Below are 13,866 nucleotides of genomic sequence, written 5' to 3'. Positions count from 1 at the left end.
AGCAGCGCCCAGGCCGGGAAGTCCACCGCGGAACCGGCGGGGAACTCGCCGGAAGCGTGGGCCAAGGGACGCTACTGACGGACGGTCCTCACGGATGCCGCTGGTGTGCTGCAGCAGCTGCCGCACGGTGATCCGGCTGCCGTCGTTGGCCGTTACCCTGGACGACTCCGGGCAGCCACTGCTCGACGGTGTCCGCAGGGGACGTTCGCCCCTTGCCGACGAGTTGCAGCACGACCGTGGCGGTGAAGGTCTTGGCGGCGCCTCCGATCCGGAGACTGCCGTTCCGCGGCATCGGCCTCCTGCTGTTCATCGCGGCCGTCCATTTCGCCGTCCGCCGGGAACGCCGGGCCGAACTCCACGACGCCTTCGTCTCCCTGGCTTGCAGCCTCATCCGCCGGCGACGGCTCAAGAAGGGCCGCCCATGATCGTGTGACGAGCTCTTAATTGACAGAGTAACAATCCTGCCATCTCCCGCCGGGATGCAAGGGTTGCCCTTTCGCGCCTATCCTGGTAAGAGACTCGATGACCCAAGGAAGATGAAGGTGATGTCGATGTCGTCGTCATATTTCAGATTTGGAGAATCTCTCCCGAAGGATGCGGAAGGCGTCGTGAATACTCCACCACCGATCGTCTTCCACGTGCAATCTGATGGCCGCCGCCTAGTCACCGGGCCGGAGGAATTGAAGGAGTGGGAAGACTCCTTCCGGAAGACCACCGGCATCAACGTGGATGCGGAAACTCCACTGTCACGGATGGCGTCCGAATCACTGTCCGGCGGCATATGGGACGACTCGATCACGGATCCGGATATGTGCTGATGATCCTCACCGTCTCGGTCAAGGATGATCTTCACGCTCGAGTCGTGCAGCATACGGCATTCTGCCGTGGATATCGCGACTTTCACATCGCCGAATGCGACCAGATCAGCGGCCGTCACAGCTTGTCCTGGAGCTCCCACGGAGACGCACCTGACACCATCCTGACGGGTGAGGGATATTCAGTCCCCCTCAGTGACGTCTCCGTGGTCTGGTGGCGAAGGACGATGGCAAGGCAGCAGGCGTGGGAGAACGCGGTAGACGATCATCAGCGACGCGTGGTGAACACCGAGTCCCGCGGAGCATTCAACGGTATTTTCGCGGCATCGTATAAGGGGCAGTGGATTTCCCTTCCCGAGGCCACCAGTCGCGCCGCCGACAAAATTTATCAGCTTACCGTGGCGCGGCAGGCCGGATTCCGCGTACCCCGTACGCTGGTGTCCCAGTCGCGTGCCGATGTGATCGAGTTCGCCCGACAAGTTGGGCGCGTCATCGTGAAGCCCATGGTGGGTGTGCCTGGCCCGATGATGTTCACGGAGTACGTCGATGACCCGGCCAACATCCCAGAGGAGTCCTTCACCGCGTGCCCTGCGATGTATCAGGAGTACATCCCCGGGCGTCGGCATGTGAGGCTCAACTGTTTCGGCGACAAGATGTATGCCGCTCTGATCGAGACCGACAACCTGGACTCGCGCGCCGATCTCAGGGTACCGATATCCAAATGGGTCGTCCCCGAGGATGTGGCGCGGCAGGTTGTCGCTGTGCTCCGGAAACTCGAGTTGCGCATGGGGATCATCGACATCAAATTGACTCCGCAGGGGGAGCCGGTGTGGCTCGAGGTTAACCCTCAGGGGCAGTTCCTCTTCCTTCAGCCACTCATGGGTGAACCGCTGGCCGACCACTTCCTCGACTTCCTGCTTTCCTGCGACAGGGAAGAATAAGGGTTCGCCACACGATCTACCCTGCCGGGCTGCCCGTCACGCACTCGCCGAGAAGGACGCCGCGTCGAAGCCTGTCACCGGGCACAAGCCAGCCGCACCGGCATCCCCTGACCCCCCAGCCTCAGCCCGGCGCCCCGGCTTCCGGACGCACGGGCAGCCCCGCTCTCCACGCCCTGACTCGGCGTCCGAACCGTCGTCGTCAGGGTTTCCCCGATCGGTCGCCGACGCCGATGGAGATGCGCAAGCATCAAGCGCCTACCAGGGCCCGCCAGATGCTCCCAGCAGCCTATCGCCGGTCCCTGATCTGGTCCGGAGTCGGCGTCCGGGGCCGGCTCCACCCGCTGACCGTGGTCGACCGTCCCGGGTACGGGCCGACTTCATCCGGCGGCCTTGGCGGGCACCTCCCCCTGCCGGTCGACGACCCCGCGGTCCATGACGGCGTCGGTACCGAACAGCACGTCGCCCGCGGTGCCCTGGGCTCCTCCGACGAAGTACCCCTGCGAGCCGATGTAGGCGAGAGTGTCCCCGTCGAAGATCAGCACGGACCGGGTCGCGGAACCGGAGTCCTTGTGGGTGATGCCGACGCCGTGGCGCCCGGCCGCGTCGACGGCGTCGGGGATCCAGGTGACGCCGGGGATGCGGGCGACGGCCTTGTACAGGGCGGAGGCGGTCGCGGGCGGCATGATCACGCGTCCCAGCAGGTCCCCGATCGTCCTGAAGACGGCCTCGTCCTCCGACTCGCCCTCTCCCACCGTGGTCTGGGCGTGCAGCAGTTCGAGCAGGTCGTCGGGGTCGGTGGGCAGCGAGGCCAGCCACGCGTAGGTGGGGTACCACAGACCGGGGCCCACGGGTGTGGCGGAGGTGAGGGGAATCAGCTGACCAGGCATCACGGCCTCCTTCCCGCTTGCGCGGAGCCAGCCGGTCGTGGTGGTGCTCCCGGGCTCCTGAGCCATCCAACTCTCTTCCCTGTGCGCCGCGCCGAGCATCACGGGACCGCCGAAGGCGCCCTTGTTCTCGCGCGCCAGGCGCTGGACGTACACGAACTGGTCCTCCTTCACCGGCGGTGTCTCCGTCTTCATGGCCGCGGCAGCGATCCGGCCGAGAGTGACGGTTGCGCCGTCGGCCCGGGCCGGTGCGGAAGCCGTGGACCCGGCTGCGGGCGCGGAACCGTGGTCGCCGCCGGAGAGCGTGACGACCAGGGCGCCAGCCACGGCCAGTGACATGGCGGGCAACGCCAGAGCCAGGCGCGGCAGCCTGCGACGGGAGGAGGCGGGTGACTTTTCTTTGGAAGCGCTGAGTTCGTGATCGATCTGCTGCATCAGAAGGTCCTTGTGGTGAAGACGGCGGCTTGGCGAGAGGTCCCAGTCGGCCGAGGCTGCCAGCAGCTCCTCTGCCTCACTCCGGGCGGAGCCGGCGCGCAGGTTGTCGGCGTTCATGGGGTCTCCTCCTGCAGGAACAGGGCCGCGATCGCGGCCTCATCTTCTTCCTCTCCGCGACGGTCACGCGGTTCCGCACTTCTCGCGGAGGCCGGACGGGCGCTGTACCGGGCCAGTCGCGCCCTGGCCCGCGAGAGCCGGGACCGCACGGTGCCGACCGGAATGCCCAGTGCCTCGGCGGCCTGCTGGTAGTCCAGCCCGGCGCCCACGCACAGGGCGATTACCTCACGGTCCGGGCGACTCAGCCGGCGCAGGGCGTCGTGGACCGACGCGAGGCGACGGGCGTCGTCGATCCGGCCGGCCGTCTCGTCCGCGAAGTCCGCCACCGACCGGGGCTCCGGGGTACGCGCCAGGTAGGCGAGCCGCCGGCGCAGACCGCGGTTGGCGTTGTGCGCCTTGTGCGTGGCGATGCCGAGCAGCCACGGTGTGAGCGAACCGCCCTCCGGCTCCAGCGCCCCTCGGGTACGCCAGGCGCCGAGGAAGGTCTCGGACATCACCTCCTCGGCCTCCGACCAGTTGCCGGTCAGCCGCAGGGCGTGGCTGTAGACGGTGCGGGCGTTCTGGTCGTACAGGTCCGCGAATGCCGCACGGTCCCCCGCCCGTACTCGCGCCCGCAACGATTCACTGGGTTCTGTAGGACTCACACCTTGTTCTCTCCACAGGCCCCGCCCCGTTCCCGTGTCCTGCGCCACACCGACGGCCGCCCGCCACGCGCTTCCGGCCGACGGCGCCGTCCCGCGCGCCGTGCGCTTGTTGCTACCCCATGCTTCCAGCCGGCCACGGCGCCCGGCCACGCGGCAAGGCGCCTGTGTCCTCACCTGTCGGGCTGGATCGCCGAGTGCGTTGTCGGCTGTGCCGGCACTGCCTGGTGCACCGGCCCAGACGCCGCCCCTCCCCCGGCCGCATGCCCAACACCCCTCGCGAAGATGTCGCGGTGCCCCGCCCACACTCCGACTGCACCCCCTGGAGACACATGGGCGTTGGCGGAAGTGAGCATCTTTGAGCAGCCCGGAACGGCGGGGACGGGCGGGCGTGACGCGCAAGATGGAACAACGAGGTCCGGCCACGGCCGCCCGGTTCGGTGGCGACCGGACCTCCGCGGGCACTGCCACGCCCTTCGGCGCGGCACGTTTCATGTCGGCCCGACGATCGCTCCGTCGAAGGTGTTCCATGCGCATCCTGTTCTCCGGCACTCCGGCCTACGGCCACCTGCTGCCGCTGCTTCCCCTGGAGAGGGCCGCCCGCCTGGCCGGTCACACCACCACGTTCCTCACCCACGCGTCGCTCGAATCCGTGGTGGCGCCCGCCCCCGTCGTCGGGGCGGGCGCCACGCTGGAGGTGACGCTGGTCGAGTTCCACCAGCGAACCGGGAAGGACGCCACCACCGACATGTCCCCGGCGACCGCCGGTGAGTTCTTCGGCGGCACCCGGGTCGATCTGGGCGCCGACGAGGCCCTGGCCGCGGCCCGCGGGTTCGCCCCCGACCTGGTGGTCGCCGAGACGGCGGACTTCCTCGGACCGCTGGTGGCCTCCGAGTTGGGAGTGGAGTGGGTGTCCCACGGTGTGGGCATCGCACTGGAGGCTCCGTTGGCCGAGGCGATGCGGTCGACGGCCGCGGCGCGCGCGGCGGAGCGAGGCATCACCCTGACCCGGCCCTTCGCGTCGGTCGACCCCTGGCCCGCCTGTCTTCAGCGCGACGACTGGGAACCGCCGGCGGACCGTATCGCCATCCGGCCGCAGGCACACGAGTCGGAGGCCGCCTCGCAGTGGCGGCAGCCCTCCTTCCCCCGCCGCGAGCACTTGCCCCGCGTCCTGGTGACGCTGGGGACCGTCATCGACGACTCCGAAGCTCTCGTGAAGATCGTCGCGTCGCTCGCCGGACAGGACGTGAACGTGATCGTCGCCCTTCCGCCGTCGGCCGAGGGGGAAACGCTGCCGGTGGAGGGCGACGGCGTCCATGTGACCGGCTTCGTACCCATGGGTCTTCTCCTCCAGGGCGTGGACGCGGTCGTCTCCTCCGGAGGCGCGGGCACGGTGCTGTCCGTTCTCGGCGCGGGCGTCCCGATGGTGATCTGGCCCCTGGGGCTGGACAAGCCCCTGAACGCGGAGCGGACCGCCGCCCTCGGGGCGGCGGAGGTCATCGGCGCGGCGGACGAAGCCGGTGCGGCCGTCACCCGGGTGCTTGGGGAACCCTCCTACCGGGCCGCCGCTCAGGGCGCGGCGGGACACATCGCCGCCATGCACCCGGCCGAGGAGGTCCTGTCCCTGCTCACCGGACGGCGGGGCCCCTGATCCGCCCCCGGAGCAGACGCGTCATCACTCTCCGGACGCGACATCACCGCCCTACAGCCCGACCGACCCGAGGAAGCACCATGTACGCAGTGAGGCAGCACGTTTTCGGCTCACCGGAGACGCTGGTGTACGAAGAGGTCGATCCGCCCTCGCCCGGACCTGGCGAGGTCCGGATCGCCGTGACGGCGGCGGGCGTGCACCTCATGGACACCGTGCTGCGCGCGGGGCGGGAGATGGGGATGGCGTTGCCCGCCCTCCCGATGACACCGGGCCGGGAGGCCGCGGGCATCGTGGACGCCGTCGGTGAGGGAGTCGACGCGGGCCGGCTCGGCACTCGGGTGGTCGCCTACCTCGGGCACGAGCGCAATGGCGGTTACGCAACGCACGCCGTGGCCCGTGCCGACGCGCTGCACCGCATCCCGGACGGCGTCGACGACGACGCCGCGGTCGCCATGATCGGAACGGGTCGCACCGCGGTCGGCGTGCTCGAACAGGCGGCGTTGACGGCCGAGGACGTCGTCCTGGTGACCGCCGCCGGCGGCGGTATGGGGACCCTACTCGTGCAGGGGGCGCGGCGGGCGGGAGCCAGGGTGGTCGGACTGGCCGGCGGCCGGCACAAGACCGGGGCGGTGCTGGAGCAGGGCGCCGACGGTGCCGTGGACTACACACTCGCCGGCTGGGAGCGACGTCTTGGCGAAGCCCTTCGGGGCGGACCGTCCACCGTCGTCCTCGACGGGGTGGGCGGCCGTCTCGGCCGGGGCGCCGCGGAGTCGCTGGGCGCCGGGGGAAGGCACCTGTACTACGGCTGGGCGTCCGACGAGGGGCACTTCACCACGTTCACGGAGGCGGAGCTGGTGGCGTACGGCATCACGTCGCGTCTGGTGGTGGGGCCTTCGCTGTTCGCGCTGCCCGGTGGGATCCGTCGGCTGGAGGAGACCGCCCTGGCCTGGGCTGCTGAGGGCCGGTTCCGTCCTGTCGTGCACTCCTTTCCCCTCTCCCGCGCCGCGGAGGCACATCTGGCGCTGGAGACCCGTGGCACCCTGGGCAAGGTGGTGCTGCGCCCTGAGCCCGACAGCCGTAAGTGACCCGTGCCCGTCCCTCAGGGCGGAAGCAGCGGAAGCCCTGAACGCTCGTGTTCCCACAGCCTTTGCTCGATGCGCGAGGTCGCGGTCGTCAGGTGCCGGCGGTAGGTGCTGTACGGCATCCGCAACCGCCGCGCCGCCGCCTCCTGGGTCGGTGTCCCCTCCACGAAGGCGAGAGTGGCGACCTGGTGTGTCTTGTCGCCTCCTCGCCCGATGACGAGGCCGGCGACGGCGTTGGACAGCACGTCCCGCAGGGTCATGCCGTGGTCGACGACGAGCCGGCTGTGGCGGAGCGGGTTCGCCTCGAGCGCCTGGGGTCGCCGCAGATCGCGCAGGGCCGAGCGGACCGCGGCGGCGAACGCCGGCTGGGTCAGCGGTGTCGGTCCCGGAACCGGGGACCGGTCCGTGCCGGTGGAGTCGGAGGCCTCGTCCGTGCCGGTCAGGAGCGTCCGTTGTTTCTCGGCCAGCCAGTCCCTCGGGGACGTGTCGCGCCATTCGTGGGCGAAGAGCCGGTAGGGGTGTCCGCCGACCACGACGGGCGGGTCCAGGGGCGCCATGTCGCAGAACGTCATGTGGGCGTCCCAGAACCCGTCGTCACGCAGCACGATGAACGACCAGGCCAGGTCGGAGTCGCGCAGGAGTTCCCCCAGCATGCGCCAGAGCATCAGGTCCATCACGGGTGAGGGCCGTTGGTAGTGGCGCGGGTGTACGTGGAAGCGGCCCAGGACGATGTGCTCCCCGGGCGCGAGGGGTCCGTGCGCGGTCACGTGGTGCCATGCCGCCTCGGCGACCGGATCGTGCTCCCGCCCCTGGAACGGGTCCGGACGCAACCAGGCCGAGAAGGCCGCGGCGGCCGAGGCACCGCGCAGCCGTTGCACCCGGAAGTCCTGCGGACGGTTTCGTAGCCAGTAGCGGACCGGCGCGGCCGCGTCGGGACCTTCACCCTGTGCGGCGAGCGCCAGGACGTCTGCTTCTTCCGAGGGATCATACGGATGGTCGTGGACCAGTCCGGGGGTGTACCACGCATGACTCTGTGCCATGTGGCCCGCGCCCCGGTAGAGGAACTGCAGGGAGCCCACGTCCTGGAGCAGCCTGCCGGGCGAGGCGGAGCCGACCCGCTCCAGCAGGTGTCGGTGCAGGTGTCGGTACAACCGGTCGAACTGTGCGGGGTCGCGCCATCGCAGGTCGGCCGCGAGCGCCTCCCGGACGACGTCGTGCGGGAAGATGCCTTCGGTGCCGCGCTCCATGAACGGTTGTTCACGCATCCACGCGAAGAGTTCGGGGGCGTCGTCTCCGACCACGGCGCGCAGCAGGGTCTCGGTGGTCACGTGCGCCTGCGCGCAGACTTCGAGGGCGAGCCGGTGCCGAGGTCCCGGCAGCTCCCCCAGGATGCCGCGCAGCAGCGGCGCGACGACCTCGGGGGCGGGCTCCCACCGCTGGGAGGCGGGCAGTCGGTGCCCGGCGGACGCGTGGGCGGCCAGGATCAGGGCGAGTGGATGGCCGGAGGCGAACGCGAGCAGCGGGCCGCGCCGGGCGGGCTCGACCCCCCGCCTTTCCAGGAAGGTCTCCGCCTCGCCCGCGCTGAGGTTTCCGAGGGCGATGACCCTGAGGACGTCCGCCCATCCAGGGTCCGCCGCCCACATCGCGTCCGGCGCGTTCCGGCCTGCCACGACGACCAGTACGTCGGCCGGCAGCCCGGGCAGGAACTCGTCGCGCAGCCACGGCTCCAAACTCTGGCAGTACTCGAAGGTGTCGATCAGCAGCAGTGCCCGCGGGGTGCGCGCGGCCGTCTCGGCGGCTTCCTCGAACGCCTGGGGTACGGACGGCACCGCCCGCCCGTCGATGTGGACGACCGCCCGGCCGGCGGCGGCGGCCTCCTTGGCGTACTGCCGGACGAGCGCCGACTTGCCGATGCCGCCTGGGCCGTGCACATAGAGCACGGACGGAGCGTCGGGGCCTCCCAGGAGTGCGTCGCGCAGCACGCGCAGTTCGGGCTCCCGGCCGACGAAGACATGGTCCCTCGACACGTTGATCCGGTCGGCGATCCTGCCGCGTGGCGGCGCTTCCATCACTTGCCTTTCACACCCGGACGAGCAGGGCCGCCCCGACTCACTGTGCCACGTCGGAAAGCCCGTGACCTCCGGCAATGGTAGCGAGACGGGTCGCCCCGCGGCTTCCAGGGCGGTGGCCCCGGTGTCTCGACGTCGACGCGGCGAGGCACCGGGGCGCTTGCCGACGCCGAGGCCGTCGAGGGCGGGAACCGGCAGGCGTTCGACCTGTCGCCGTTGCTCGGGCCTGCCCGATGCCGGGGGTGACGCCGGTCAGGGCGGCGAACGTGTCGGTCGATCATGTCCTCGCGGACGACGCCGGCTTCGACAGTGGCGTCGAGCAGCTGTTCTCCGCCGTCAGCCTCGGTGGCAGCACGCTGGGCCTCGTTCTCGGCGGGCCGCCGGCACCGGCGTACCCCCGCGCTACGCCCCGGCCACCGCCTGAGCGGCGACGGCTCGCCGGGTGTCCTCGGTGATGAGGTCGAGGTCGAGAGCGGCCGCCGCCTTCAGTCCGGCGGCGGCCGAGCCGATGGCGGTCTCCGTGAGGCTGGTGAGGTTGCCCGCCGCGTACACGCCGGGCACGCTGGTCCCGACCAGGCGCGCTGGGTGTTGAGGCCGCCCGTGGTCGCGCAGCACGATCTCCACCGCGATCGGGGAGTGCATGACCGCCACAGTGGAGAACTCGTAGCACCAGTACGACTGGTACAGCAGCTCACGGGTCGTACGCAGGACCGTCGCCGGGGCCTCGGGAACACCGTAGGGGACGACAGGTCCTCAACGAAGTCGTGCCGGTCGGCGTAGCTGCGGCCTCGCTCCCCGCCGACCGGCTACCGGCATGTCTGCGTGGCCCTGGGCGCGGGGCCCTGGCCGCGGGTGATCTGGAAGTTGATGGGAAGGTCGAAGTCGGTGGAGGTGGCGTCGGTGTGGCTGAGTGCCGGGAAGTCGGTGATGACCAGGCGGATCCAGGCGGCGGAGGGGCCTTTGATCACCACGGACCGGCCGACGACACCGCCCGTTACCTGGCAGCTGGTCCACGGAGTGATGACGGAGTAGACGACGCCAGCGATGCCGTTCCCGTCCACCGACAGCACGCTGATGGTGACGAGGCCGTCGCGGGTGCCGGCTGGGCGAGAGGAGTGAGCATCCAGCCGCTCGGTCCCCGGTGTCAGCAGTGGTGACGGCGCGGAGGGGGACGGTGAAGGGCCGGCGACGGTATCTGCGGCCGTAGGCGATGGCGAGTGGGGGGCGGCATCACGTGCCGAGGCGCCCGGGTCGGGGCTTTCTCCGCTGCCCGGCAGCAGGATGGAGGACACCAAGGCCGCGGCGGCAGCCGCCGCGGCCGCGCCGGTCACTACCGGCCAGTGACGACGCAGCCAGCCCGCCGACTCTCCTCTGCCGGCGGACCCAGCCGGGTCGGACAGGGGTGCGGTCGGCTCCGGGACCGGACCGGCGGAAGCGGCCGGGGCAGCGGAAGCGGCCGGGGCAGCAGCCGTCAGGGCGGCATCGGCCTCCATCCAGCGCTGCCGACAGGCCGCCACCGCCGCCTCCCCGCCCAGCGCCCAGGCAACCGGCTCCACCGTCTCCCAGCGTGGCAGGCGTTTGCCGTTGAGTATCTCCGAGATCGTGCCCTCGCGCACCGTGGCCTGCGGGTAGCGGCGTCGGCTGCGCCGCACGAGCTGCGCATAGCTGGGCTTACCCGCCTCACGGTGCAACTGCCGTAACCACACAGCGAAGGCAGCAACCGGGTCAGGCTGCCCACCAGCACGTTCGCTGTCGTTCGCTGTCATTCGCCGTCCTTTGCCCCGAACGTCGACCGTGGCTGACTGGTCGGTACAGCCACCCATCCACGCGGCACCGTACCGCCCCGCCAAAGCATCCCTCCTTGCTCACGCCGGCACTCACCCACACCAACCAATCCTCAACCCCGCCAGCCCCCGGCCGGTCGCACCACCACCGCTCTGGTTGTGCCAGCGGACCGGACAGGAGCTCGGTTCCCCACACCCTGCCCCTCCAGCGCACCCCTCGAGAGCCGAGCGGCTTGTCGTGCTCCGGCTCTGTCAAAGCCTGGCGAGCCAACTCCGCGAACGGGCGAGGACTTGCGCCGCTGACCCGCCGCTCGCCCACCGTCACGACCGACCCCGGCCCTGTCCGGGACGGGAGCACTTCTTCGTTACCCGCAGGACCGCACCCGTAGGAGGACCAACTCATGTCCAACGACCCGCAGCGCGACCGCCACTCCGTCGCTCTCGCCTTCATGGGTACAACCCTCGCCGGACTGATCGCCGTGGCGTACCCGGCCCTGATCCCCGCCTTGGCCGTCGCGTTCACCGCCTTCATGGCACTGGCCGTGCTCCTGAAACTATGACCAGCCAGACACCAGCCGGCACGGGTGCCCTGCCAGCGGCATGACGCGGCGGCCCTGCCGAAGCGCAGTACCCGCCATCCCTTCCTGCCCGCCAGAGCCGGGGAGCTTACCCAGGCCCGGGACAAGCCGCCGAGACGGCGTCTCCGCCCTAGACGTGACGAGCCGGGTTGCAACCCTGCTCCATCAGATCGACCGCCAACAGCACCGACTGCACGCCCTCCGCCTGCCCCGGCGTCGGCTCGAGACAGTACCTGCGCCACGGTGGTCCGGTCCCCCGACCCGACCACCTGCGCGGAACGTCTCGTACCCGACGGCGGTCTGGGCAGGCTGGTCGCGGAAATGCCGCCATAGGGACTGGAATCCGGCGGCTACAGCGGGGGGCCGGCGGGCCGGGTGAGCCGCGGCGCAGAGCGCGGCGGCGTGCGGCGAGCACCGGGAGGGGGCGAGGGCGCGGACGTCGTGCAGGGAGTCGCCGAACGCGCTGAGGATGCGGTTGAGGCGGTGGACGGGGGTATCGGCGAGTTCCCTGTGACGGGTGAGGATGCTTGCTGGGCAGCTTCCCAGTGGGGGCGGAAGAAGGACGCCTCGCCGTCCATGGCACGGATGACGGCTACGACCTGTTCCCAGGTTCCATGGAGGTCCCCGTGGAGGATTTTGCGCACATCGTCGCCGCTGAGGAGGTTGCCGGTTGCCACGGCAGGGCTGTGCGGTGTAGGGCGTCCGGCACGCTGGTGAGCGCCGGGGAGCGAGGTGCCCGGCTGGCTGGGCCCGCCGTCAGTTGGCGTGGCTGCCGGGAGCGGGTGCCGTTGCGCCGGTGTTCGTCGCGCCAGACCATGCGCACGGCGTCGGTGTCCGCGCCGAGGACCAGGGCGATCTTCTCAGTGAGTTCGAGGTTGGGGAACTTCTCCTGGTGAACACCAGAGACCCAAGCTTGTCGCCGCCGCTTTCGGGCTGGACCCGCAGGCCATCCTGATCCACCTCGCCGACCGAGTCGATCCCGGCAACTGCCTGCCCTGCCGAAAACCGGTGGCGCAACACTGGACAGAACATGAGGATCAACAACCGGTGTCCAGCACTCAGCAAAGGAGAACCGGCATGGTCGGTCGGGTGGAAGTACAGCCACTGGACGAGGAAACCCTCGAAGAACTCCTCGCGGTGGCCGTCAACGATGCAGCCCCCGAAGAGGTCATGCCTCCCCTGGCCGGTCCACCAGGATGGACGACGCAACGACAGGAAGCCTTCCGGGCCTGGCACCGGGCCCGCCGCCAAGGGCTTGCCGGCCCGCTCCGCGAGTCCACCTTCGCGATCACCCACGACGGGGAAATCGTGGGATCAGCCCGCTTGGCTGCCTGCGACCGCCCAGACGTCCTCGAAACCGGCATGTGGCTGGCCCGTTCCCGACGCGGACGAGGAATCGGCACCGCCACCCTCCGCGTCCTCCTCGACGAAGCCGCGAAAACCAATACACGGACCGTAGTCGCGGACACGAAAGCTCACAACACGGCAGCGCTCACCGCCTTGCGCCGCAATGGCGCAACGCTCACCACAAGCCAGGACACCGTCGAAGTCCACGCAGAGTTGAGACCGTAGAAGACGCCGTCACCACAGCCCATTGCCTCTTCGCAGCACCGAGGCCCACGCGGACCGGCCCTGTAGGCCCCGTGGCCGTAAGGTCGATCCTCCGACGACTGACGGTGCGCCTCGGTGCCCCCACGGCGAGCGCATACGCGTTGTCACATCGTGGGAGGAGTCTCCCAGCCGGGAGCCGGACGACGGCGCCGAGGCCCGGGGTGACGTGCAGGCCGGAGTGATGAGACGGGTCGTCAAGGTCCACGACCTGTTACGCGACAAGGCCCGCCGATTCCATGGCCGCCGGCTCCTGCTCGACGACCTGGCCGCGGCACATCCCAGCGTGTCCAAGATCTGGGCCGACGGCGGTTACCAGAACAGCATCTTCAACCACGGTGCGATCCTGGGCATCGACGTCGAAGTGGTGCAGCGGCCACGGGCCAAGGGGTTCGACCCGCTGCCCAAACGGTGGGTGATCGAGCGGCCCCTCGGCTGGCTCATGGAAGCAACTGACCGATCACCCAGTCCTTCACGCCGACCACCTCGCCGTCCGCCGGGCCCCACGAAAGACCGCACGAATGGTCGGCCGCATCAGCGGGCTGACCTGACCGCGACGGACGGGTGCGCTGTGCGCTCCGGCTGAGGCAGGCACCCTGGGCGGTGCCTGCCTCCTGCTCGACCTGCCTAGAGTTTGACAGCCGGCGTGCGGTAGACCTTGCCGTTGCTCATCTGCCAGCCAGTGGCGTGATCACGGAAGCCCTTCGGGCACTGGTACGACTTCGAGAAGGTGTCGTAACCGGCAATCGTGCCGTCCTTGAGGACCTTCGCGTCCTGACCGCCGGAGCCGGCGCACGTGACACCGAACTGGCCCTTGGCGGACCTGGAGGTCGTATTCGAGAACTTGACCGTGACCTTGGTGCCACTGTGGCTGATGCACCGCTTGGTCAGCTTGCCACTGCAATGCCAGCTGGTGGCGGCGTCCGCAGACGGGGAGGCCAGCCCGACGAGCGAGATTGTGGTCAGCGCCGCGAGGGCGAGATGGGCAACTTTCTTCATGCGCTACTCCTGGAATGCCGGTCAGATGAATGCGCCGACCCGGAGGCGCAGATCATGCCGTCCCCCGATCGGCGGTGCCAGCTCATCAGGGCGACCGGCGGGCCGTCAAGATCATTTCGCCCCAAAAGAAGCCAGTTGGGCCCTCCCTCAATGGATCTCCCCGAATGTTCCACATCGGCGCGGGGTAGCGGCACCACTCGCGAACACGGGCAGCCCGAGCACGCGGACTGGCTGCAGAACCGGGCGCACCGGCAACGGCTGG

At 69.9% G+C, this 13,866-nt stretch carries 13 protein-coding genes and 1 pseudogene; 7 read left to right on the top strand and 7 right to left on the bottom strand.

Going from position 1 to position 13,866, the window contains the following annotated elements:
* Positions 1–93: 93 nt before the first annotated feature.
* Positions 94–391: pseudogene (locus ACFYO5_RS23640) on the bottom strand (serine hydrolase); the annotation flags it as partial.
* Positions 392–536: 145 nt separating this feature from the next.
* On the opposite strand from ACFYO5_RS23640, the gene ACFYO5_RS23635 reads away from it, so the two are divergent.
* Both ACFYO5_RS23635 and ACFYO5_RS23630 read left to right on the top strand, forming a co-directional pair.
* Entirely contained in the window at positions 537–818 is a 282-nt protein-coding gene (locus tag ACFYO5_RS23635) for a hypothetical protein (RefSeq protein WP_388711843.1), read from the top strand.
* Positions 818–1,756 carry a RimK family alpha-L-glutamate ligase gene (locus tag ACFYO5_RS23630; RefSeq protein WP_388712317.1) on the top strand — a complete coding sequence of 313 codons (939 nt, stop codon included), beginning with the start codon at positions 818–820 and terminating at the stop codon, positions 1,754–1,756. The genes ACFYO5_RS23635 and ACFYO5_RS23630 overlap by 1 nt, the downstream gene beginning before the upstream one ends.
* A gap of 377 nt (positions 1,757–2,133) precedes the next feature.
* On the opposite strand, the gene ACFYO5_RS23625 is transcribed toward ACFYO5_RS23630, so the two are convergent.
* The gene (locus ACFYO5_RS23625) at positions 2,134–3,192 is read right to left on the bottom strand and encodes a CU044_5270 family protein (RefSeq protein ID WP_388711840.1); all 1,059 of its coding nucleotides are present in this window, start codon (positions 3,190–3,192) and stop codon (positions 2,134–2,136) included.
* Positions 3,189–3,836 carry an RNA polymerase sigma factor gene (locus ACFYO5_RS23620; protein ID WP_388711837.1) on the bottom strand — a complete coding sequence of 216 codons (648 nt, stop codon included), beginning with the start codon at positions 3,834–3,836 and terminating at the stop codon, positions 3,189–3,191. The genes ACFYO5_RS23625 and ACFYO5_RS23620 overlap by 4 nt, the downstream gene beginning before the upstream one ends.
* A 526-nt stretch (positions 3,837–4,362) precedes the next feature.
* On the opposite strand from ACFYO5_RS23620, the gene ACFYO5_RS23615 reads away from it, so the two are divergent.
* A complete protein-coding gene (locus ACFYO5_RS23615) occupies positions 4,363–5,484 on the top strand; it encodes a glycosyltransferase (protein WP_388711834.1) in 1,122 nt (373 codons plus the stop codon).
* Between the two features lie 80 nt (positions 5,485–5,564).
* Positions 5,565–6,569, top strand: a complete 1,005-nt coding sequence (locus ACFYO5_RS23610) for a zinc-binding dehydrogenase (protein ID WP_388711831.1) — start codon at positions 5,565–5,567, stop codon at positions 6,567–6,569.
* Between the two features lie 14 nt (positions 6,570–6,583).
* Here the strand turns inward: ACFYO5_RS23610 and ACFYO5_RS23605 are convergent, their stop codons facing one another.
* From ACFYO5_RS23605 to ACFYO5_RS23595, 3 genes are all read right to left on the bottom strand, one after another.
* On the bottom strand, positions 6,584–8,635 hold the full coding sequence (locus ACFYO5_RS23605; protein WP_388711827.1) for an AAA family ATPase: 2,052 nt from the start codon (positions 8,633–8,635) through the stop codon (positions 6,584–6,586).
* A 402-nt stretch (positions 8,636–9,037) separates the two neighbouring features.
* A complete protein-coding gene (locus ACFYO5_RS23600) occupies positions 9,038–9,277 on the bottom strand; it encodes a hypothetical protein (protein ID WP_388711825.1) in 240 nt (79 codons plus the stop codon).
* 164 nt (positions 9,278–9,441) lie between these two features.
* Entirely contained in the window at positions 9,442–10,401 is a 960-nt protein-coding gene (locus tag ACFYO5_RS23595) for a hypothetical protein (protein ID WP_388711822.1), read from the bottom strand.
* A 419-nt stretch (positions 10,402–10,820) separates the two neighbouring features.
* Here ACFYO5_RS23595 and ACFYO5_RS23590 point away from each other — a divergent pair, with 419 nt between their 5' ends.
* The 3 genes from ACFYO5_RS23590 to ACFYO5_RS23580 all read left to right on the top strand — a co-directional run bounded on the left by ACFYO5_RS23590 (position 10,821) and on the right by ACFYO5_RS23580 (position 13,191).
* Positions 10,821–10,979, top strand: coding sequence for a hypothetical protein (locus tag ACFYO5_RS23590; protein ID WP_388711819.1), 159 nt, complete (start codon positions 10,821–10,823; stop codon positions 10,977–10,979).
* Positions 10,980–12,044: 1,065 nt separating this feature from the next.
* Positions 12,045–12,569, top strand: coding sequence for a GNAT family N-acetyltransferase (locus tag ACFYO5_RS23585; RefSeq protein WP_388711817.1), 525 nt, complete (start codon positions 12,045–12,047; stop codon positions 12,567–12,569).
* A gap of 220 nt (positions 12,570–12,789) precedes the next feature.
* Complete coding sequence (locus tag ACFYO5_RS23580; protein WP_388711814.1) at positions 12,790–13,191, top strand: hypothetical protein; 402 nt, start codon at positions 12,790–12,792, stop codon at positions 13,189–13,191.
* A 41-nt stretch (positions 13,192–13,232) separates the two neighbouring features.
* Here ACFYO5_RS23580 and ACFYO5_RS23575 read toward each other — a convergent pair whose 3' ends face one another.
* On the bottom strand, positions 13,233–13,604 hold the full coding sequence (locus ACFYO5_RS23575) for a hypothetical protein (RefSeq protein WP_388711811.1): 372 nt from the start codon (positions 13,602–13,604) through the stop codon (positions 13,233–13,235).
* Positions 13,605–13,866 lie beyond the last annotated feature (262 nt).

Origin of the sequence: Streptomyces sp. NPDC006259, assembly GCF_042870975.1 — a bacterium.
Classification (GTDB): Bacteria; Actinomycetota; Actinomycetes; order Streptomycetales; family Streptomycetaceae; genus Streptomyces.
This window is presented reverse-complemented; position numbering and strand designations above follow the sequence as displayed.

What these genes read in the sequence shown, in the direction of transcription:
- ACFYO5_RS23635 (WP_388711843.1), top strand. Translation starts at nt 537, where the DNA reads ATGAAGGTGATGTCGATGTCGTCGTCATATTTCAGATTTGGAGAATCT.
- ACFYO5_RS23630 (WP_388712317.1), top strand. Translation starts at nt 818, where the DNA reads ATGATCCTCACCGTCTCGGTCAAGGATGATCTTCACGCTCGAGTCGTG.
- ACFYO5_RS23625 (WP_388711840.1), bottom strand. Translation starts at nt 3,192, where the DNA reads ATGAACGCCGACAACCTGCGCGCCGGCTCCGCCCGGAGTGAGGCAGAG.
- ACFYO5_RS23615 (WP_388711834.1), top strand. Translation starts at nt 4,363, where the DNA reads ATGCGCATCCTGTTCTCCGGCACTCCGGCCTACGGCCACCTGCTGCCG.
- ACFYO5_RS23610 (WP_388711831.1), top strand. Translation starts at nt 5,565, where the DNA reads ATGTACGCAGTGAGGCAGCACGTTTTCGGCTCACCGGAGACGCTGGTG.
- ACFYO5_RS23605 (WP_388711827.1), bottom strand. Translation starts at nt 8,635, where the DNA reads ATGGAAGCGCCGCCACGCGGCAGGATCGCCGACCGGATCAACGTGTCG.
- ACFYO5_RS23600 (WP_388711825.1), bottom strand. Translation starts at nt 9,277, where the DNA reads ATGCACTCCCCGATCGCGGTGGAGATCGTGCTGCGCGACCACGGGCGG.
- ACFYO5_RS23595 (WP_388711822.1), bottom strand. Translation starts at nt 10,401, where the DNA reads ATGACAGCGAACGACAGCGAACGTGCTGGTGGGCAGCCTGACCCGGTT.
- ACFYO5_RS23590 (WP_388711819.1), top strand. Translation starts at nt 10,821, where the DNA reads ATGTCCAACGACCCGCAGCGCGACCGCCACTCCGTCGCTCTCGCCTTC.
- ACFYO5_RS23580 (WP_388711814.1), top strand. Translation starts at nt 12,790, where the DNA reads ATGAGACGGGTCGTCAAGGTCCACGACCTGTTACGCGACAAGGCCCGC.
- ACFYO5_RS23575 (WP_388711811.1), bottom strand. Translation starts at nt 13,604, where the DNA reads ATGAAGAAAGTTGCCCATCTCGCCCTCGCGGCGCTGACCACAATCTCG.